Genomic DNA, 18,997 nt, shown 5'->3' with positions numbered 1-18,997 from the left:
TCGCGGCACCGAGGTTCTGAGCGCGTCGAAGGGTCTGTGCATACGGTGCCCCGACGGCTCGGCCGGAGCGGGGCAGCGGCTCAGGCCGGATCGATCCGCAGCACCGTCGGCGTCTCTCCGACCGAGAGGTCGTCGACGACGCGGAGCGTGCGTGCGATGTCGTCGACCGCGCCGATGACGGTGCCGAACCGCTCGCGGTCGGCGCACACCGCGGTCACCGTGACGAAGTGCGAGCCCGTGTCCCACGTGTAGGTCGCGAAGGGGGGAGTCTTCGGATCGGCCGGCAGCGGCATCGCGAGCTTCTCGCCGACGCCGAGATGCGGATTGCGGAACGACTCGGTGTCGTCGTACTCCATCGGCATCATCGCGCGCGCGGTGCGCAGCTGCGCGGTGGCCTCTTGCAGCTGTGCCATCACGACGAGCAGTTCGGGCGCGCTCTTCCACACCCACACCAGAACGCGGCCACCGGCACGACGCATGAGCAGCGGAGCGGCTTGACTCAGCATCCAGGCGAAGGCGCCGCCGCCGGGGCGGGGGGCGGTGCCCGTCGTGCGGGCGGCCTGGCCGAGCAGCATGCCGATGGCGGCCTTGCGGTGTCGTCGGCCGCGCAGGCCCAGCGAACCGGTCACGGGCACCCAGAGGTCGGCGGCGGCGTCGGCCTGCAGTCGAGACATGGCTCCACCCTACGAGCCGCGACCGAACGGGCGCTGAGTTGCAGAAAAGGTTCCCCGGTGTCGGAGGTTGGTGCCAGGCTGGTCTTCGCGGTCACGGCGACCGCGTCAGACCTGCTCCGGAGGTCCCATGCTCGGCAAGATCCTCACCCGCTACCTGTCCCGGTACCGTTGGCTCCTCGTGGCGCTGCTGGTGTTCCAGTTCGTCGCGGCGATGGCATCCCTCTATCTGCCGCGCCTGAACGCCGACATCATCGATCGCGGCGTCGCCCAGGGTGACACCGGGTTCATCTGGTCGCAGGGCATGCTCATGCTTGCCATCTCGCTCGGTCAGATCGTCGCCTCGGTCGTCGCGACCTACTTCGCCGCGCGCGCCGCCATGGCCGCGGGCCGCGACATCCGGCTCGATCTGTTCGAGAAGGTGAGCGGCTTCTCGGAGCGTGAGCTGTCGCAGTTCGGCGCCGGTTCCCTCATCACGCGCAACACGAACGACGTGCAGCAGGTGCAGATGCTCGCGATGATGGGCGCCACCATGCTCGTCAGCGCCCCGCTGCTCGCCCTCGGCGGCATCTTCATGGCGTTGCAGCAAGACGTCGGTCTCAGCTGGCTGCTCGGCGTCGCCGTTCCGATCCTGCTGGTCGCGGTCGCCCTCATCATCGCCCGCATGGTGCCGCTGTTCCGCAGCTACCAGTCCAAGCTCGACGCCGTGAACCGGGTGATGCGCGAGCAGCTGACCGGAGTGCGTGTGGTGCGCGCCTTCGTGCGCGAGCGCATCGAAGAAGAGCGCTTCCGCGAGGCGAACACCGACATCATGGACGTCGGTCGCAAGGTGGGCTCGCTCTTCGTGCTGCTGTTCCCCCTGGCGATGCTGGTGCTCAACGTCACCGTCGTCGGAGTCATCTGGTTCGGCGGCATCCAGGTCGACGCCGGCGGCGTGCAGATCGGTACCCTCTTCGCGTTCATGCAGTACGTGGCGCAGATCCTCATGGGCGTGCTCATGGCGAGCTTCATGACGGTGATGATCCCGCGCGCGGCCGTGTCGGCCGAGCGCATCGGAGAGGTGCTCGACAGTCACTCGACGCTCGAGCGTCCGGCGAACCCGGTGACCGTCTTCCCCTCGGTCGGAACCGTCGAGTTCGACGACGTCGCCTTCGCGTACCCGGGAGCCGAGTCGCCCGTGGTGTCGGGCGTCACGTTCGCGGCCCACCCCGGCGAGACCGTGGCGATCGTCGGATCGACGGGGGCGGGAAAGACGACCCTCGTCTCCCTGCTCCCGCGTCTGTTCGACGTGACGGCGGGTGCCGTCCGCGTCGGCGGCGTCGACGTGCGCGAGGCCGACCTCGACCTGCTGTGGAAGAGCATCGGCCTGGTGCCGCAGCGCCCGTTCCTGTTCAGCGGCACGGTGGCGTCCAACCTGCGTTTCGGTCGCGAAGACGCCACCGACGACGAACTGTGGCACGCGCTCGAGATCGCCCAGGGTCGCGACTTCGTCGAGGCGATGGAGGGCGGCCTCGACGGCAAGATCGCCCAGGGCGGCACCAACGTCTCGGGCGGGCAGCGCCAGCGCCTCGCCATCGCCCGGGCGATCGTGCACCGGCCGGCGGTGCTCGTCTTCGACGACTCGTTCTCGGCCCTCGACCTCAGCACCGACGCCCGATTGCGGCAGGCGTTGTGGCAAGAGCTGCCCGAGGTGACGAAGATCGTCGTGGCGCAGCGCGTCTCGACCATCACCGGCGCCGACCGGATCGTCGTGCTCGAAGACGGACGCATGGCCGGACTCGGCACGCACGAGGAGCTGCTGCAGTCCAGCACCACCTATCGCGAGATCGTCGAGTCGCAGCTGGGGGTCGAAGCATGAGCACTCCCGACACCCGCACCGAAGAAGAGCGCGCCGAACTCGAGCTCGCCGAACAGGCCCGTCTGAACTCGGGCGACTGGGACAGCGTCGCGCCGGGCAAGGCCTCGGACTTCGGCTCGAGCTTCCGCCGGCTGATCGGACTCCTGCGTCCCCACGCCGGGGCCTTCGGGCTCGTCTCGGTGCTCGGGGCCCTCGGCGTCGTGCTGGCGGTGCTGGCCCCGCGCGTCCTCGGCAACGCCACGAACATCATCTTCGAGGGCGTGGTCTCGCGCGGGCTCGCCGAGCAGTTCCCGGCCGGCACCCCGAAAGACACCGTCGTCGACGCCCTGCGCTCCGCCGGGCAGGGCGACATCGCCAACATCGTCGGCGCGATGGACAACTTCCAGGTCGGCGCGGGCGTCGACTTCGATGCGCTGCGCATCGTGGTCGTGACCGTGCTGGCCATCTACGTCGGCTCGTCGCTGCTGTCGTGGATCCAGGGCTACGTCATCAACATCATCATGGTGCGCACCATGTGGCGCCTGCGTGAAGACGTCGAGGCCAAGGTCAACCGGCTCCCCCTGTCGTACTTCGACAAGGTGCAGCGCGGTGAGCTCATCTCGCGGGTCACGAACGACATCGACAACATCACGCAGACGATGCAGCAGTCGCTCTCGAGCGCTCTCACCTCCGTGCTCACGGTCGTGGGCGTGCTCATCATGATGTTCACCATCTCCTGGCAGCTGGCCCTCGTCGCGCTCATCTCGCTCCCGCTCATGGCGGTCATCTTCGGGGTGATCGGCCCGAAGTCGCAGAAGGCCTTCGGTGAGCAGTGGAAGAAGGTGGGCCGTCTCAACGCCCGCGTCGAGGAGTCGTTCTCGGGTCACGCGCTGGTCAAGGTCTACGGCCGCGAGAAAGACGCCCGCGAGAAGTTCGAGGTCGAGAACGAAGAGCTCTACCAGGCCAGTTTCCGGGCCCAGTTCCTCTCCGGCATGATCATGCCGGGCATGATGTTCGTCGGAAACCTCACCTACGTCGGCATCGCGGTGCTCGGTGGGCTCATGGTGGCCGGCGGGCAGATCCGCCTGGGCGACGTGCAGGCGTTCATCCAGTACTCGCAGCAGTTCACGCAGCCCCTGTCGCAGCTGGGTGGCATGGCCGCGGTCGTGCAGTCGGGTACGGCCTCGGCCGAGCGCGTCTTCGCCCTGCTCGATGCCGACGAGCAAGGCCCCGACGCCCCCGACGCCCCGCGCCCGGGCGACGGACGCGGGGTCATCGAGTTCGAGAACGTCCGCTTCGCGTACTCGCCCGATCGCCCGCTCATCCGCGACCTGTCGTTCCGGGTCGAGCCGGGTCAGACGGTCGCCATCGTCGGACCGACGGGGGCCGGCAAGACCACCTTGGTCAACCTGATCATGCGGTTCTACGAGCTCGACGGCGGGCGCATCCTGCTCGACGGTCAGGACATCGCCGAACTGCGCCGCGACGACGTCCGCTCGCGCACCGGCATGGTGTTGCAAGACCCGTGGCTGTTCGCCGGGACGATCCGCGACAACATCCGCTACGGCCGCGAGACCGCCACCGACGACGAGATCCAGCAAGCCGCCGTCGCCACCCGCGTCGACCAGTTCGTGCACTCGCTCCCCGAGGGGTACGACACCGTCCTCGATGAGGACGCCGCGAACGTCTCGGCGGGTGAGAAACAGCTCATCACCATCGCGCGGGCGTTCGTCGCGCGTCCGTCGGTGCTCATCCTCGACGAGGCGACCTCGTCGGTCGACACGCGCACCGAGCTGCTGCTGCAGCAGGCGATGGCCGCGCTGCGCGAAGGACGCACGTCGTTCGTGATCGCGCACCGCCTGTCGACGATCCGCGATGCCGATCTCATCCTGGTCATGGAGCACGGCGACATCGTCGAGCAGGGGACGCACGACGAGCTGATCGGCACCGAGGGGGCGTACTACCGGCTCTACCGTTCGCAGTTCGAGCAGGCCACCGCCGACGTCGATCTCGCGGCGGCCGAGGTCCCCCGCGCCGCTGATCCCCGGCAGGCGCCGGCCACCGACGACGCCGTGGTGGTGTCGGCGATGGCGGCCGCGGCATCCGAGGTTCCCGCTCCCGCCGGGACCGACGGGCCGCCGCGCCCCGCGCACGGTGCTCCGTCGCCCGACCCGCGGCTCGACGGTCGGGACTGACTCCGCCCGCGCCGACCCGCCCGCCCGGTGCCGCGCCGGGCGGGCGGTGCCGCGTCCGGCGCGCTTCGCGCGCCCACGCCCCCGTCCTCCACACCGGGAGACGGCTCCGGGTTCGCGAAAACCGCTCGGGTACAGTGGTGCGAGCGCATGAACCGCACCGTGCGACCCGTCCGCCGCATAGATAGGCCTCACCACCCGTGACCACTTCTGCGACGCCCGCCGACCATCCCGTATCCGACGACGCGCACGATCCCGCCGTCTCGCGCGAGACTCCCGCCCCGGCCGAACGTCCGCTCACGGTCCTCATCGGCGCCGACACGTTCCTGCCCCACGTCAACGGGGCCGCCCGCTTCGCCGAGCGCCTCGCCGCCGGTCTCGTCGCCCGCGGTCACGACGTGCACGTCGCCGCGCCCAGCATCGGCCGTGGCCACGCGGGAACGGCGACCGAGGTGATCGAGGGGCAGCCGATGACGCTGCACCGTCTTCCGTCGTACCGCTTCCTTCCGCACGACTGGCTCACGTTCGTATGGCCCTGGCGCGCGAAGCACTACGCGCGACTCATGCTCGATGAGATCCGGCCCGACGTCGTGCACATCCAGTCGCACATCATCATCGGCCGAGGACTCGCCCGCGAGGCGCGCAAGCGCGGCATCCCGGTGATCGCCACCAACCACGTGATGCCCGAGAACATCCTCGATTTCACGACCCTGCCCGACTTCCTCGACCGCATCATGCTCAAGCTGGCCTGGGCCGATGCCAAGCGCACCTTCGTCATGACGCGCGCCGTCACGACGCCCACGCGTCGGGCCGCCGACTTCCTGCAGGCGACGATCGGCATCGAGGGTGTCATCCCGATCTCCTGCGGTATCGACCGCTCGAACTACACGCCCGACCTCGAGCCGCGCGACGCGAACCGCATCCTCTTCGTCGGACGCCTCACCACCGAGAAGGGCATCGACGTCATCCTGCGCGCGATGACCAAGATCGACCCCGCCCTCGACGTGACCTTCGACATCGTCGGTGGCGGCGACCAGCGCCGCAACCTCGAGCAGCTCGCCGAGCAGCTCGGTCTCGCGCACCGCGTGACCTTCCACGGCCACACGTCCGAAGAAGAGCTGCGCGCGCTCTACTCGCGCGCGTCGGTCTTCGCGATCGCCTCGATCGCGGAACTCCAGTCGATCGCGACGATGGAGGCCATGGCCTCCGGCCTGCCGATCGTCGCCGCCAATGCGGTCGCACTCCCGCACCTCGTGCACGACGGCGAGAACGGGTACCTGTTCGAGCCCGGAAACGCCGACGAGCTCGCGGCCCGGTTGACCGACGTGCTCACCGCCGCCCCCGACGAGCGTCGGCGGATGCAGCAGGCGTCGCTCGACGGCGTGATCGTGCACGACATCGGCCGCACCCTCGACACCTTCGAGGCGCTATACCGCGGACGACCGCTCCCGGAGTGACCTCGTGCACGTCGTGATGTTCGCCGACCAGCACCTCGAGTCGCTGGGCGGCGCGCAGGTGTCGATGCGGCTGCAGAAACGCTTCCTCGAGCGCGCGGGCCACGTCGTCACCGTCGTCGCTCCGCGCCTGCACCGCCCCGCGCCCGACGACACCGCCTACCTCGACCTGCCCTCGATCCCCCTCACGTTCGATCGCGAGTACGCGCTCACCTGGCCCGGCGCGCGGACCGATCGGTTCGTGGACTCCGAGATGGGCGCGCGCCTGCCGGTCGACGTCGTGCATGTGCAGGCCGACTTCTGGGGCGCGTACATCGGGCACCGCTTCGCGGCGCGGCACGGCCTGCCCGTCGTGCACACGATGCACAACCGCGTCGACGTGGGCATCGAGGCGACCGCCCCGTTGCCGGGCCTGGTACTGCGCGCGCTGAACGCGTGGGCGCGACGCGCGCTGCCGCGACAGGTCGCCGCGCCGGCGGCGGGGCGCGATGTCGCCCTGGCCGGCAGCGACATCGACGGCTGGGCGTACCTTCGCCGTCTGGCCGCGGTGTCCCGCGCCGTGACCGCCCCCTCGGGTCACTTCGCGCGTCGTCTGGAACGGCACGGTGTCGCCGACGCGGTCGACGTGATCTGGAACGGCATCGACGACGACGCGCTCGACGCCGCCCTCGCGGCCGGACCCACCGAGCGCCGCCCGGGCCGTCCGCGCTTCGTCTGGCTCGGCCGCATGAGCCCCGAGAAGCGCCTGCTCCCCTTCCTCGAGGCGGTCGCCGAGTCGGGGATCGACGCCGAGGTCGAGATCATCGGCGGCGGCGGTCAGCTCCGTGCCGCGCAGCGGCTGATCGAGCGTCGGGCGCCGGTGGCATCCGTCATGTTCGCGGGACGACTGTCGTACGCCGAGACCCTCCGCCGGCTCGCCGACGCCGACGCCGTGGTGCAGACGTCGATCGGCTTCGAGACGCAGGGCATGACGGTGTTCGAGGCCGCCTCGCTCGGCACCCCCGCCGTCGTCAGCGACCCCGACATCGGCGCCGAGCTCGGCGCCGGGATCTGGACGGTTCCGGATGCCACGGTCGCGGCGCTCTCGCAGACCCTCCGCCGCTCGGCCGCCGACATCGCCGCCGGGTCGCCGGTCACGCCCGACGCGAGCGTCGCGGAGCGGTTCCGCCAGTCGTCGCGCACGGCGGCGATGGTCGCCGTGTACGAGCGGGCGGTCGCCGCGGGGCGCTGACCCGGCGGATCCCACGCCCGCCGAGCCTCGGCCGTGCCGGGGCGGCGTGTGCCGCGTCGTCGGGTCACTCCGTTCCCACGATGCGCAGCGGAGCGGTCGCCGTCGAGGCCGACGGCAGGGTGACGTGCATGCTCGGGCGTGCGGCTTCGACCGCGGGAGCGGCCTGGACCGTCTTCTCCCGCGAGCGGGCCGAACGGGGCGCCGACGGGGCGACGCGCGAGGGGTCGGTGGGGATGCGCCCGTACCCGTCGGTCCGCACGAGCCACACGGTGCCGACGATGCCGGCGAGCGAAAGGATGCCGAGGGCGATGAAGTAAGCCATGGCAGAGACGCTACGAGTAGAGGGAAAGTGTCACGAGTGGCATGATGGACGGTGTTCGTCATATTTCTGCCACACGGAGGTTCGCATGCGCTCGGTCGCCGTCGTCATCCAGCCCGGCTTCGCCCCGTTCGAGTTCGGCCTCGCGTGCGAAGCTTTCGGCCTCGACCGCAGCGACGACGGCATCCCGAGTTTCGACTTCCGCATCGTCGCGCCCGAACCCGGGGTCGTGCCCTCGAACATCGGTTTCTCGGTGAACGTCGATCTCGGTCTCGAGGCGGCGTCCGACGTCGACATCCTGGTTCTCGCCCCCATCCCGCGGGATCAGTGGGGCACCGTCGACCCGCGCGTGATCGAGGTGGTGCGCGCCGCCCACGCCCGCGGCGCCTGGCTGCTGAGCGTGTGCAGCGGGTCGTTCGTCATCGCCGCCGCCGGGGTGCTCGACGGAAAGCGCGCCACGACGCACTGGCGTTACGCCGATGTCATGGCGCGGATGTATCCGGAGATCGAGGTCGACCCCGACGTGCTCTACGTGCAGTCGGGCAACATCGTCACGAGCGCCGGAACCGCAGCGGGGCTCGACGCGTGCCTGCACCTGCTGCGCCAGGAGCTCGGTTCGGAGCTCGCCAACCGCATCGCGCGACGCATGGTCGTCGCGCCGCAGCGCGACGGGGGCCAGGCGCAGTTCATCGCCTCGCCGATCCCGATCGACTCGTCGCTCTCGCTGGCTCCGGTGACCGAGTGGATGCTGCAGAACCTGGATGCCGAGCTCTCGGTCGATCGACTCGCGGCACGCGCGCACATGTCCCCGCGCACCTTCGCCCGCCGCTTCAAGGCGGATCTCGGCGCCACGCCCGCGGCCTGGCTCGCGCGCCAACGCCTGCTGCACGCGCAGCGGCTGCTCGAAGAGACCGATCTGGGGCTGGACCGCATCGCCGCCGAGTGCGGCTTCGGTTCGGCGGCGGTGCTGCGCCAGAACTTCGCCCGAGCGATGGGACTCACCCCGACCGCCTACCGTGCGCGTTTCTCGTGCAACGCGGATGAGCGAGTCGCCTCCGCGACCGTATCGTCCCCGGCGGTGGCGGAACCGATTCCGGCCTGAGGGCCGCGCCGCGCCCGCTCTCACGCCGCCACCGCTCTCACACCGCCACCGCTCCCGCGCTGCCCGCGCCCGCGCTGCCCGCGCCCGCGCTCACTCCGCGCCCGCGTCCGCGCTACCGCCTGTGCCGCGGCATCCATTGTTCTCTCGCCGGTGCACTGCTAAACTTGAGTCCACGCAACTCAAGTTTTTGAGACCGCGAACAGATTTTGGGAGAACACATGAACGCCACGCCACAGCCGGGGCAGGAGGACGCGCGGAGCGCCCTCGAGCAGTTCGGCATCAACCTCACCGACCGTGCCCGCCAGGGCAAGCTCGACCCCGTGATCGGGCGCGACGGCGAGATCCGCCGCGTCAGCCAGGTGCTGACCCGCCGCACGAAGAACAACCCCGTGCTCATCGGCGAACCCGGTGTCGGCAAGACCGCCGTCGTCGAGGGGCTCGCGCAGCGCATCGTCGCGGGCGACGTCGCCGAGAGTCTCAAGAACAAAGAACTCGTGTCGCTCGACATCTCGGCGCTCGTCGCCGGCGCGATGTACCGCGGCCAGTTCGAGGAGCGACTGAAGAGCGTCCTGAAAGAGATCACCGAGTCCGATGGGCGCGTCATCACGTTCATCGACGAGCTGCACGTGCTCATGGGCGCGGGCGGCGGCGAGGGCTCGGTCGCGGCATCCAACATGCTCAAGCCCATGCTCGCCCGCGGCGAGCTGCGGCTGATCGGCGCGACCACGCTCGACGAGTACCGCGAGTTCATCGAGAAGGATGCCGCTCTCGAACGCCGCTTCCAGCAGGTGTACGTCGGCGAGCCCACGGTCGAAGACACCGTGGCGATCCTCCGCGGCCTGAAGGAGCGTTACGAGGCGCACCACAAGGTCGCCATCGCCGATGCGGCGCTGGTCGCCGCAGCGTCGCTGTCGAACCGCTACATCCCCGCGCGCCAGCTGCCCGACAAGGCCATCGACCTGATCGACGAGGCGGCCTCGCGTCTGCGCATGGAGATCGACTCCGCGCCCCTCGAGATCGACGAGCTGCGCCGACACGTCGATCGCCTGAAGCTCGAAGAGCTCGCGCTGAAGAAAGAGAAGGACGCGGCCTCGAAGGAGCGTCTCGCCACGCTCCGCGACACCCTCGCCGGCGAGCAGGCCAAACTCGACGAGCTGCAGGCCCGGTGGGAGCGCGAGCGCGCCTCGCTCAACCGCGTCGGCGACCTGAAGACCCGTCTCGACTCGGCGCGCGTGGATGCCGAGCGCGCCCAGCGCGAGGGCAACCTCGAACGCGCGTCGCGGTTGCTGTACGCCGAGATCCCGGCGCTCGAGCGCGAGCTCATGGCCGCCGAGCGCGAGGAGCCCACCGGCGACCGGATGGTCAACGATCAGGTCACCGACGAGGACATCGCGGCGGTCATCGCCGCCTGGACCGGCATTCCGGTCGGGCGCCTGCTGCAGGGCGAGACCGAGAAGCTGCTGCACCTCGAGCGCGAGCTCGGCAAGCGCCTGATCGGGCAACGCGATGCCGTGAAGGCGGTGTCCGACGCCGTCCGCCGCTCGCGCGCCGGGATCAGCGACCCGAACCGCCCGGTCGGATCGTTCCTGTTCCTCGGCCCGACCGGTGTCGGCAAGACCGAGCTGGCGAAGTCGCTCGCCGACTTCCTCTTCGACGACGAGCACGCCATGGTGCGCATCGACATGTCGGAGTACGGCGAGAAGCACTCCGTCTCGCGCCTCGTCGGTGCCCCTCCGGGGTACATCGGGTACGAGCAGGGCGGCCAGCTCACCGAGGCCGTGCGCCGTCGTCCCTACAGCGTCGTGCTGCTCGACGAGGTCGAGAAGGCGCACCCCGAGGTGTTCGACGTGCTGCTGCAGGTGCTCGACGACGGTCGGTTGACCGACGGCCAGGGCCGCACGGTCGACTTCACGAACGTCATCCTGGTGCTCACCTCGAACCTCGGCTCGCCGATCCTCATCGACCCGACGCTGTCGATCGAGACCAAGCACGAGCAGGTGCAGGCGCTGGTGCGCCAGGCCTTCAAGCCCGAGTTCGTGAACCGCCTCGACGACATCGTCATCTTCCAGGCCCTGAGCCAGGACGACCTGGCGCAGATCGTCGAACTCGCCGTCGACGCCCTGCACAAGCGACTGCGCGAGCGCCGGCTGTCCCTCGCGGTCACGCCCGATGCCCGTTCGTGGCTCGCCGAACGCGGGTACGACCCGGTGTACGGCGCCCGGCCGCTGCGTCGCCTGATCCAGACCGAGATCCAGAACCGCCTCGCGATGGCGATCCTCGCCGGCACGGTGCGCGACGGCGATGTGGTGCGGGTCGACGTGGCGAGCGACGGCGACTCGCTCGTGCTGGCGAGCGCGGGCCCCGCCCAGCCCGAGCCGGGCGACGACGACGTGATCGAGGCCGAGATCGTCGAGTAGTCGAATGCGAGAGGGGGATGCGGCGCGCGGTGCGCGGCATCCCCCTCTCGTGTGCGATCGGCCGCGCACGCGCGGTGCCGGTCTCCGCGTCCCGGCCCCTCCCGCATAAACGCTCATCGTGCGCATAAACGCGTCGGCTGAGCGTTTCTGCGCAGGATGAGCGTTTATGCACATGAGGGCGTCGGCAGAGCGCGTCGGCCGTGCGCCGACGCCATGAGGAACGCCCGCCGCACCGGGAGCACCCTCGGCGGGGTCTCCGGTGCGGCGGGCGTTCGCCGCGGGCGGGTCGCTCAGTCGTCGACGAGCAGCGAGTCCGCCACCGAGCGGCGCTCGCGGGGGGCGAGCTCGCGCTGGCGCAGGCCCTCTTCGGCGGCGTCGATGTCGCCGAGAGCGCCGACCGCGATGACGGTGACGGGGGTGAAGCGCGCCTCGATGTCGAAGGCGGCACGCAGGTCGTCGGCCACGAAGCCGCCCATCTGGTGCGTCGCGAGACCCTCGGCCTGTGCCTGCACGGTGAAGTGCGCGGCGGCCTGGCCGGCGTCGTAGAGCGCCCACGGGCGCGCGTCACCCTCGGCGGTCTCGTGCTCGGCGAGCACGACGAGCAGGGCGCCGGCGGCGGGGGCCCAGGCCCGGTTGAAGCCCATGAGGGCCGACACGATCTTCTCGTGCGCCGCCGAACCGCGACGGGCGAGGATCAGGCGCCAGGGCTGGTGGTTCATGCCCGAGGGTGCCCAGCGGGCGGCCTCGAGGGCGGAGCGCAGCGCGGTCTCGTCGATCGGCGTCTCGGGGTCGAAGACGCGGGTGCTCCAGCGCTCGGCGAGCACGCCGAGGATCGGAGCGTCGGTGGGTGCGGTGCGGTCGAGGGTGAGGGACATGGCTACTCCTGAGAACGGGGACAGATCCGGTCGCCATTGACCTCCACCATTGAACACACCCGGCCTCTTTCGTGTTCCCTCGTGACGGTATGGGTCGTCCAGCCTCGGTCCCGGTAGCCGTGCACAACGGCGGGGCCAGGCGGCAACACGCCGGTTCGGGATGCCGATACCCCGGCGTGTCTGCCCGGCCCCCGCCGTTGTGCACGCGGCGGCGCCGCGGCGAGGTGCCCCGACGGGACCTCAGCCCCTCGGCGTCACAGCTTCCAGGACTCGGGGCCCGTGGAACCGGCCGGGTACTCGTCGAGCGGCACCCGGTTCTGGCGCCACGCGTCGATGACGGGCTGCACGATGCGCCAGCACTGCTCGGCCGCGTCGGCGCGCACCGCGAGCATGGCGTCGCCGTCGAGGATGCCCGAGAGCACTTCGCCGTACGCCTTCAGCCCGCCGACGCCGAGGTCGGCGGCCAGCGTCACGCGCTCGAGTTCGAGGGGGTCGTCGGCGCCGTTGACGTTGAGCCCGAGGCTCATGGTGTCGGGGCCGAGTGAGAAGACGAGCACCGACGGATCGCTCTCGCCGACGAAGCCGCCCGGAAGGTGCCGCACGGGCTTGAAGGTGACGGTCGCGGCCGGGTCTCCGGCATCCAGCGCCTTGCCCGACCGCAGTGTGATGGGCACCCCCTGCCAGCGGGCGGTGCGCACCTCGACGGTCATCTCGGCCAGTGTCTCGGTGCCGCGCGACGCATCGACACCCGGCTCGTCGACGTACGAGGGGAAGTGGCGGTCGCCGACGTCGCCCGCCGTGTACCGCGCGCGCCGGGAGTTCTTCACCGGGTCGTCGTCGAGCACGTGGGTCGCCCGCAGCACCGCCGAGGTGGCATCGCGCAGGTCGAGCTGGTCGAGGGTGGAGGGCGGCTCCATCGTGACGAAGGCCATGACCTGCAGCAGGTGGCTCTGGATCATGTCGACGAGCGCGCCGGCGGAGTCGTAATACCCCGCGCGGCCCTCGAGGCCGAGCTTCTCGGGGAAGTCGACGGTGATCGACGCGATGTCGTCGGCCGACCACACGCTCTCGATGATGCGGTTGGCGAAGCGCGCGCCGAGCAGGTTGAGCACCGTGGAACGCCCGAGGAAGTGATCGATGCGGAAGACCTGGTCTTCGGGAACGAGCGTCGCCAGCTGCTGGTTGAGCTTGTGCGCGCTGGCCTCGTCGGTGCCGAACGGCTTCTCGAGCGCGAGGATCGTTCCCTCGGGAATAGTCACGTCGCTCAGCGCGAGGCACGACTTCTCGGCCACGGCCGGCGGGACGGCGAAGTACAGCGCCGGACGCCCCTCGGCGTCGTCGAGCAGCTGCTGCAGGTCGGCGGCCTTCGTGATGTCGGCTCGGGAGTAGGTCGTGGCCGAGACCGAGTCGAAAGCAGCCTCGGCGTCCATCGTCTGGAACGCCCGGTGCACCACCTCGCGCCAGTGCTCGTCGGTCCAGTCCTCTATGCCCGCGCCGTGCAGGCGCACCGACCGCCCGGGCTCGCGCACGAGCAGTTGGCCCAGGGCCGGGAGGAGCAGTCGAGAAGTGAGGTCGCCTGAAGCGCCCAGGATGATCAGGGTGGTGTCCGCCGCCATGCCGCTCAGCGTAGCGACACCTTCCGACCTCGCCCCGCCCTTGCGGATGACCGAGGGATGCCACTCATGGAGCCCATAGGTGCGATGCGGGTGTTTGCTGCCATGATCCGAGGGTGACGACTCCGATCGAGGACTACGCCGTCCTCAGCAACTGCCGGTCTGCCGCCCTCGTCTCCTCTCGAGGGAGCATCGACTGGCTCTGCCTGCCGCGGTACGACAGCGGCTCGATGTTCAGCGCCCTGCTGGGCGACGAGTCGCACGGCGCGTGGTCGTTGCGCCCGGCCGACCCCGAGGCGCGCGCGACGCGTCGGTACGACGGCGACACGTTCGTGCTCGTCACCCGCTGGGAAACCGAGACCGGCGTCGCCGAGGTGTACGACGCCATGCCCGTCGACGAGGGGGTGGAGGCCGTCATCCGTCGCGTGGTCGGGGTCTCGGGCCAGGTCGACTTCGTCAGCGAGGTGCGTCTGCGCTTCGACTACGCCCGCGCCGTGCCCTGGGTGCGGCAGATCGGCCACGCCGACGAGCACGCGATCCTCGCCGTCGCCGGCCCCGACGCCGTGACCCTGCGGGCCCCCCGTCTCATCGCCGTCGGCACCGCTCACCGCGGCCGGTGGACGACGAGCCCCGGCCACCGCGTCGACTCGGTCCTGTCGTGGGGGCCGTCGTGGCAGGACCCGCCGGTGTCGTTCGACGTGTCGGCGGCGCTGGAGCGCACGCGCGAGTGGTGGTCGTCGTGGGCCGACCGCGTGCAGTCCGCCGGCACGCACGCCGCCCTCGTCACCCGTTCCCTCATGGTGCTGCGCGCGCTCACGCACTCCGAGACGGGCGGCATCGTCGCCGCGGCCACGACTTCGCTGCCCGAGGAGTTCGGAGGCTCGCGCAACTGGGACTACCGCTACGTCTGGCTGCGCGACGCGGCCCTCACGCTGAGCGCGTACATCGACCACGGCTACCTCGACGCCGCACAGCGCTGGCGCACCTGGTTGCTGAGGGCGATCGCCGGGGACCCCGCCGACGTGCAGATCATGTACGGCATCGCGGGCGAGCGCGACCTGCCGGAGCGCGAGATCACCAGCCTCCCCGGGTACGGGGGAGCCGCCCCCGTGCGCATCGGCAACGGCGCCGTCGACCAGTACCAGGCCGACGTGATCGGCGAGGTCATGGTGGCGCTCGAGGCGGCGCGGAACGCCGGGGTCGAAGAGACGACGTTCTCGTGGTCGCTGCAGCGGGCGTTGCTCGACCAGCTCGCGAGCGAGGTCGACCGGCCCGACCTGGGCATCTGGGAGATGCGCGGCGAGCCGCACTTCTTCACCCACTCCCGGGCGATGGTGTGGGCGGCGTTCGATCGCGGCATCCGCGCCGTCGAAGAGGGCGGGCGCGGCGGCGACGTCGACACCTGGCGCACCCTGCGCGATCGGGTCCGCGCCGACATCGACGCGCACGGGGTGCACGAGGGCGGATGGTTCACGCAGCACTTCGGCACCGACGAGGTCGATGCCTCGCTGCTGGTGCTGCCCCAGGTCGGGTTCTGCGCGTACGACGACCCCCGCATGCTCGCCACCGTCGCCCGCATGGAAGAGACGCTCATGCCCGACGGGTGGCTGCTGCGCTACCGCACGACCGGTGTCGACGGCCTCACCGGGGACGAGCATCCGTTCCTCGCCTGTTCCTTCTGGCTGGTCGGGCAGTACGCGCACAGCGGTCGCCGCGACGAGGCCGTGACGCTGATGCACCGGCTCACCGCCGTCGCGAACGACCTCGGCCTGCTGTCGGAGGAGTACGACCCCACCACCGGTCACCAGGTCGGCAACACCCCGCAGGCGCTGTCGCATCTCGCGCTGGTGGGGGCGGCCGACGCGCTGGATGCGACGGCGCCGCGCCCCGGCGCCTGATCGCGTCGCGGCGTCGGGTCGCTCGGGCTCCTCGCCCTGCACGGCGGGGGCTGACGTCGCGGAAGACCGCTTCCCGCCCCCGCCGCCCCCGCGCGGCTCTAGAGTCAACGCATGGACGACGACGTCGAGCTGCGGCACCTGCGCGAGCGGGTCTACGGTGCCGACGGCGCCGCCGCGACGCCGGCCATGATCGAGCGTCTCGGCGAGCTCGAAGAGCGGGTGCGCCGCGCCGGGAGCGGCGAGCCGGAACGCGCGCCCCGGCGCGACCCCGATGCCTCAGACCCCCCGACCCCGGATGCCGCGCCCGAGGGCGCCGAGCCCGCCGAGGCCGACGCCCGGTCACCCCGCCCCGCCCTGCGGTGGGCGCTCGCCGCGGTAGGAGCCCTCGTCGTGCTCGGCGTCGGCGCCGCGATCGGCGCGGGGCTGTCGGCCGGGCCCTCGACCGCCGCGACCCCGGATCCCGCGACGGCGAGCCTGCCCGAGCTGACGTTCCCCCAGACGGTCGAAGACGTGATCTCGGCCGACATCCTGCGCGACAGCGGCATCGATCCGGCGAGTACGCGCTACATCGCGACGGTGAGCGACTTCCGCATCTACCTCGCGCAACCCGACGACGGCGACGGGCGCTGCATCGCGACCTTCACCTCGACCGACAACAGTCCGTGGTCGGCGGGGTGCGCGAGCGGCGCGCAGACGGGGGCCGCGGTCTTCGGCGTCGACGAGGAACTCACCGTCGCGATCGGGGAGCCGGTGCGGTCGGTGATCGATGGCATCCCGATCCGCCTGTCCGACAGCGTCACGGCCTTCGTGGCGCGCTGAACGAAGGAGCACGATCATGTTCGATCCCGCCGGTGCCTTCTCGGGTTTCGCCGTCGACGACCTCGACGCGGCCCGCCGGTTCTACGCCGACACCCTCGGCCTGACGGTGGAGGTGTTCGAGGACACGGGCTTCCTCTCGCTCCAGCTCGGATCGGGCGGGAGCGTGCTCGTCTACGGCAAACCCCATCACGAGCCCGCCACGTTCACGGTGCTGAACTTCCCCGTCGCCGACGTCGAGGCAGCCGTCGACGACCTGCGTTCCCGCGGCGTCGACACCAAGATCTACCCCGACGCCGATATCCCCACCGATGAGCGCGGCATCATGCGCGCGGGCGGCCCGCTCATCGCCTGGTTCCGCGACCCGGCGGGCAACGTGCTCGCCGTGCTCGAGGAGTGACGGCGCCGAGACCGGGTGGTGCGGCGCGAAGAGGGGGATGGATGCCGAACCCCTGGCATCCATCCCCCTCCGACGTGAGCCGCGCGATCAGCCCTTCAGCGCCTCCGCCAGCTTGACGCGTGCGCCCATGCGCAGCAGCGAGTTGCGGTAGATGCGCGAGCCGACGCCGATGGCCGCGATGCACGAGACGAGCAGGATGAGCAGCGAGAGCACGGGCTCCCACCACTGCGCGTCGCCGAGGTACATGCGCAGCGGCATCCCCACCGGTGCCGAGAACGGCACGTACGACATGACCGTCAGCACGACCGGGTTGTCGTTGAAGAAGATCACCAGGAAGTACGGCGCCATGATCAGCATGGTGATGGGGGTGGTCGTGGCGCCGATGTCCTCCTGGCGCGAGACCATCGCGGCCGCCGCGGCGAACAGCGCCGCCAGCAGCACGAACCCGAAGAGGAAGAAGATCGCGAACCAGGCGATCGGTGCCCCGAGGGCGCTCAGCACCCCGGCCTGATCCGTGACGGCGAGACCGATGACGGCCACGGCCGCCAGCAGCACGATCTGCGCCATCGCGAGCACCGTGTTGCCCAGCACCTTGCCGGCGAGCAGGGTGCGCACGGGGATCGCCGAGATGAGGATCTCGACCACGCGCGTCTGCTTCTCTTCCACCACGCTCTGAGCGATCGTGCCGCCGAAGGTCGAGGCGGCGATGAGGAACACCAGACCGAAGCCGAGGGCGATGAGGTAGCGCAGCGCGCTCGCCGCTCCCGCACCGGGTTCGAGCTCCTGCACGGGCGGGGTCTCGCTCAGCATCTGCAGCAAGGTCGAGGGCACGCTGTCCTTCACCACGACGGTGTAGTCGAACGCGGCATCCGACGAGCCCGAGACCAGGGCGGCATCCACCGTCCCGTCCTCGACGAGGGCGGTCGCGGCACCGTCGTCGGCGGCGACGGTGACCTCGAGCCCGTCGAGGCTCGACACGGCGCTCTGCGTCTGGGAGGTGACGGCGACGGGGATGCCGCTGCCGCTGGCGTTGCCGGCGGCGAACCCGCCCCAGACCACCGACGCCAGGGCGGCCACGATGAGGATCGCGGTGGAGATCACGAAGGCCTTGCTGCGCAGCTTCGAGCCGATCTCGCGCTCGGCGACGAGCCAGACGCTCTGCAGCTCGCTGGGGGCGCGACGGGGAGTGGGCGACGAGGTGCTCACTGGATGACCTCCTTGAAGATCTCGGCGAGGGTGGGGCGTTGGGGCGCGAAACTGACGACGTCGCCCCGCGACACCGCCCCCCGCAGCACGCGTTGAGCGGCGCTGTCGTCGTCGGCGTCGAACAGGGCGTAGCCGCCGTCGAAATCCAGCACCGTGATGCCGGGCTCGTCGCGCAGCCAGCCGGCGTCGCCGCGCGACACCAGCTCGTACCGGTGGGTGGCGTGCTGGGCGCGCAGGCCGTCGCGCGTGCCCGCCGCGCGGATCGTGCCGCCGGCGATGATGACGAGGTCGTCGCAGAGGCGCTCGACGACGTCGAGCTGGTGCGATGAGAAGAGCACCGCGGCGCCCGCCGCCGCCTTCTCCTGCAGCACGCCGGCGACCACGTCGACCGCCAGCGGGTCGAGGCCCGAGAACGGCTCGTCGAGGATGAGCACGTCGGGCTCGTGCACGAGCGAGGCGGCGATCTGCGCGCGCTGCTGGTTGCCGAGCGACAGGGTCTCGACGAGATCGCCGAGGCGCTCGCCGAGTCCGAGCCGCTCGAGCAGGGCGGTGGCCTTCTCGTTCGCCTCGGCCTTGCCGAAGCCGTGCAGGCGAGCGAGGTACGCGATGTGCTCGGCGACCTTCATCTTCGGGTAGAGCCCGCGCTCCTCGGGCATGTACCCGAAGCGGCGCCGGTCGGCGGTGGTCAGGGGCGCGCCGTTCAGCGCCACCGTGCCGCCGTCCTTGGCCAGCACGCCCAGGGCGATGCGCATGGTGGTCGTCTTGCCGGCGCCGTTGCCGCCGACGAAACCCGTGAGTCGCCCGGGGGAGACCCCGAAGCTCACGTCGTCGAGCACACGGCGGTCGCCGTACCTCTTGGTGATGCCGTCCAGCTCGAGCACGGTGCGTCCCTTCTTCTCGGTGCGTCCCACGCTACGGAGGGCGGGTGTCCGGCGCCTCCGCCCTGGGGAGGGTCGGGCGGCTCCC

At 70.9% G+C, this 18,997-nt stretch carries 15 protein-coding genes; 9 read left to right on the top strand and 6 right to left on the bottom strand.

The features are described from left to right. Positions 1 to 80 precede the first annotated feature (80 nt). Positions 81 to 674 carry a hypothetical protein gene (locus ASF96_RS00240; protein WP_055934912.1) on the bottom strand — a complete coding sequence of 198 codons (594 nt, stop codon included), beginning with the start codon at positions 672 to 674 and terminating at the stop codon, positions 81 to 83. A 127-nt stretch (positions 675 to 801) separates the two neighbouring features. On the opposite strand from ASF96_RS00240, the gene ASF96_RS00235 reads away from it, so the two are divergent. The 4 genes from ASF96_RS00235 (at position 802) to ASF96_RS00220 (ending at position 7,385) form a co-directional block, all read left to right on the top strand. Continuing rightward, positions 802 to 2,529 (top strand): ABC transporter ATP-binding protein, encoded by a 1,728-nt coding sequence (locus ASF96_RS00235; protein WP_055934908.1) that lies wholly within the window; start codon positions 802 to 804, stop codon positions 2,527 to 2,529. Further along, the gene (locus ASF96_RS00230; RefSeq protein WP_235560488.1) at positions 2,526 to 4,703 is read left to right on the top strand and encodes an ABC transporter ATP-binding protein; all 2,178 of its coding nucleotides are present in this window, start codon (positions 2,526 to 2,528) and stop codon (positions 4,701 to 4,703) included. Before ASF96_RS00235 ends, ASF96_RS00230 begins: the two co-directional genes overlap by 4 nt. A gap of 197 nt (positions 4,704 to 4,900) precedes the next feature. After that, complete coding sequence (locus tag ASF96_RS00225) at positions 4,901 to 6,157, top strand: glycosyltransferase (protein ID WP_055934905.1); 1,257 nt, start codon at positions 4,901 to 4,903, stop codon at positions 6,155 to 6,157. Positions 6,158 to 6,161: 4 nt separating this feature from the next. After that, complete coding sequence (locus ASF96_RS00220; protein WP_055934902.1) at positions 6,162 to 7,385, top strand: glycosyltransferase; 1,224 nt, start codon at positions 6,162 to 6,164, stop codon at positions 7,383 to 7,385. A 64-nt stretch (positions 7,386 to 7,449) separates the two neighbouring features. Here the strand turns inward: ASF96_RS00220 and ASF96_RS00215 are convergent, their stop codons facing one another. Continuing rightward, complete coding sequence (locus ASF96_RS00215; RefSeq protein ID WP_055832714.1) at positions 7,450 to 7,707, bottom strand: hypothetical protein; 258 nt, start codon at positions 7,705 to 7,707, stop codon at positions 7,450 to 7,452. 85 nt (positions 7,708 to 7,792) lie between these two features. Here ASF96_RS00215 and ASF96_RS00210 point away from each other — a divergent pair, with 85 nt between their 5' ends. Both ASF96_RS00210 and ASF96_RS00205 read left to right on the top strand, forming a co-directional pair. Continuing rightward, positions 7,793 to 8,806, top strand: coding sequence for a GlxA family transcriptional regulator (locus tag ASF96_RS00210; RefSeq protein WP_055934897.1), 1,014 nt, complete (start codon positions 7,793 to 7,795; stop codon positions 8,804 to 8,806). A 218-nt stretch (positions 8,807 to 9,024) separates the two neighbouring features. Then, positions 9,025 to 11,223: an ATP-dependent Clp protease ATP-binding subunit gene (locus ASF96_RS00205; protein WP_082509205.1), complete on the top strand. Its 2,199-nt coding sequence runs from the start codon at positions 9,025 to 9,027 to the stop codon at positions 11,221 to 11,223. Positions 11,224 to 11,513: 290 nt separating this feature from the next. On the opposite strand, the gene ASF96_RS00200 is transcribed toward ASF96_RS00205, so the two are convergent. Together ASF96_RS00200 and ASF96_RS00195 are read right to left on the bottom strand one after the other, a co-directional pair. Next, on the bottom strand, positions 11,514 to 12,098 hold the full coding sequence (locus tag ASF96_RS00200; protein ID WP_055934893.1) for a nitroreductase family protein: 585 nt from the start codon (positions 12,096 to 12,098) through the stop codon (positions 11,514 to 11,516). Between the two features lie 254 nt (positions 12,099 to 12,352). Continuing rightward, positions 12,353 to 13,714: a glucose-6-phosphate dehydrogenase gene (locus ASF96_RS00195; RefSeq protein ID WP_055934891.1), complete on the bottom strand. Its 1,362-nt coding sequence runs from the start codon at positions 13,712 to 13,714 to the stop codon at positions 12,353 to 12,355. Between the two features lie 113 nt (positions 13,715 to 13,827). Here ASF96_RS00195 and ASF96_RS00190 point away from each other — a divergent pair, with 113 nt between their 5' ends. The 3 genes from ASF96_RS00190 (at position 13,828) to ASF96_RS00180 (ending at position 16,825) form a co-directional block, all read left to right on the top strand. Next, positions 13,828 to 15,609, top strand: coding sequence for a glycoside hydrolase family 15 protein (locus tag ASF96_RS00190; protein WP_055934888.1), 1,782 nt, complete (start codon positions 13,828 to 13,830; stop codon positions 15,607 to 15,609). 111 nt (positions 15,610 to 15,720) lie between these two features. Beyond that, entirely contained in the window at positions 15,721 to 16,428 is a 708-nt protein-coding gene (locus ASF96_RS00185; protein ID WP_055934884.1) for a hypothetical protein, read from the top strand. A 16-nt stretch (positions 16,429 to 16,444) separates the two neighbouring features. Then, positions 16,445 to 16,825, top strand: a complete 381-nt coding sequence (locus ASF96_RS00180) for a VOC family protein (RefSeq protein ID WP_055934881.1) — start codon at positions 16,445 to 16,447, stop codon at positions 16,823 to 16,825. Between the two features lie 87 nt (positions 16,826 to 16,912). On the opposite strand, the gene ASF96_RS00175 is transcribed toward ASF96_RS00180, so the two are convergent. Further along, positions 16,913 to 18,031, bottom strand: a complete 1,119-nt coding sequence (locus ASF96_RS00175) for an ABC transporter permease (protein ID WP_055934878.1) — start codon at positions 18,029 to 18,031, stop codon at positions 16,913 to 16,915. Next, a complete protein-coding gene (locus ASF96_RS00170; protein ID WP_055937515.1) occupies positions 18,028 to 18,912 on the bottom strand; it encodes an ABC transporter ATP-binding protein in 885 nt (294 codons plus the stop codon). Before ASF96_RS00170 ends, ASF96_RS00175 begins: the two co-directional genes overlap by 4 nt. Positions 18,913 to 18,997 lie beyond the last annotated feature (85 nt).

Origin of the sequence: Microbacterium sp. Leaf179, assembly GCF_001423785.1 — a bacterium.
Taxonomy (GTDB): Bacteria; Actinomycetota; Actinomycetes; order Actinomycetales; family Microbacteriaceae; genus Microbacterium.
This window is presented reverse-complemented; position numbering and strand designations above follow the sequence as displayed.

What these genes read in the sequence shown, in the direction of transcription:
- ASF96_RS00210 (WP_055934897.1), top strand. Translation starts at nt 7,793, where the DNA reads ATGCGCTCGGTCGCCGTCGTCATCCAGCCCGGCTTCGCCCCGTTCGAG.
- ASF96_RS00180 (WP_055934881.1), top strand. Translation starts at nt 16,445, where the DNA reads ATGTTCGATCCCGCCGGTGCCTTCTCGGGTTTCGCCGTCGACGACCTC.
- ASF96_RS00205 (WP_082509205.1), top strand. Translation starts at nt 9,025, where the DNA reads ATGAACGCCACGCCACAGCCGGGGCAGGAGGACGCGCGGAGCGCCCTC.
- ASF96_RS00185 (WP_055934884.1), top strand. Translation starts at nt 15,721, where the DNA reads ATGGACGACGACGTCGAGCTGCGGCACCTGCGCGAGCGGGTCTACGGT.
- ASF96_RS00215 (WP_055832714.1), bottom strand. Translation starts at nt 7,707, where the DNA reads ATGGCTTACTTCATCGCCCTCGGCATCCTTTCGCTCGCCGGCATCGTC.
- ASF96_RS00240 (WP_055934912.1), bottom strand. Translation starts at nt 674, where the DNA reads ATGTCTCGACTGCAGGCCGACGCCGCCGCCGACCTCTGGGTGCCCGTG.
- ASF96_RS00230 (WP_235560488.1), top strand. Translation starts at nt 2,526, where the DNA reads ATGAGCACTCCCGACACCCGCACCGAAGAAGAGCGCGCCGAACTCGAG.
- ASF96_RS00235 (WP_055934908.1), top strand. Translation starts at nt 802, where the DNA reads ATGCTCGGCAAGATCCTCACCCGCTACCTGTCCCGGTACCGTTGGCTC.
- ASF96_RS00200 (WP_055934893.1), bottom strand. Translation starts at nt 12,098, where the DNA reads ATGTCCCTCACCCTCGACCGCACCGCACCCACCGACGCTCCGATCCTC.
- ASF96_RS00195 (WP_055934891.1), bottom strand. Translation starts at nt 13,714, where the DNA reads ATGGCGGCGGACACCACCCTGATCATCCTGGGCGCTTCAGGCGACCTC.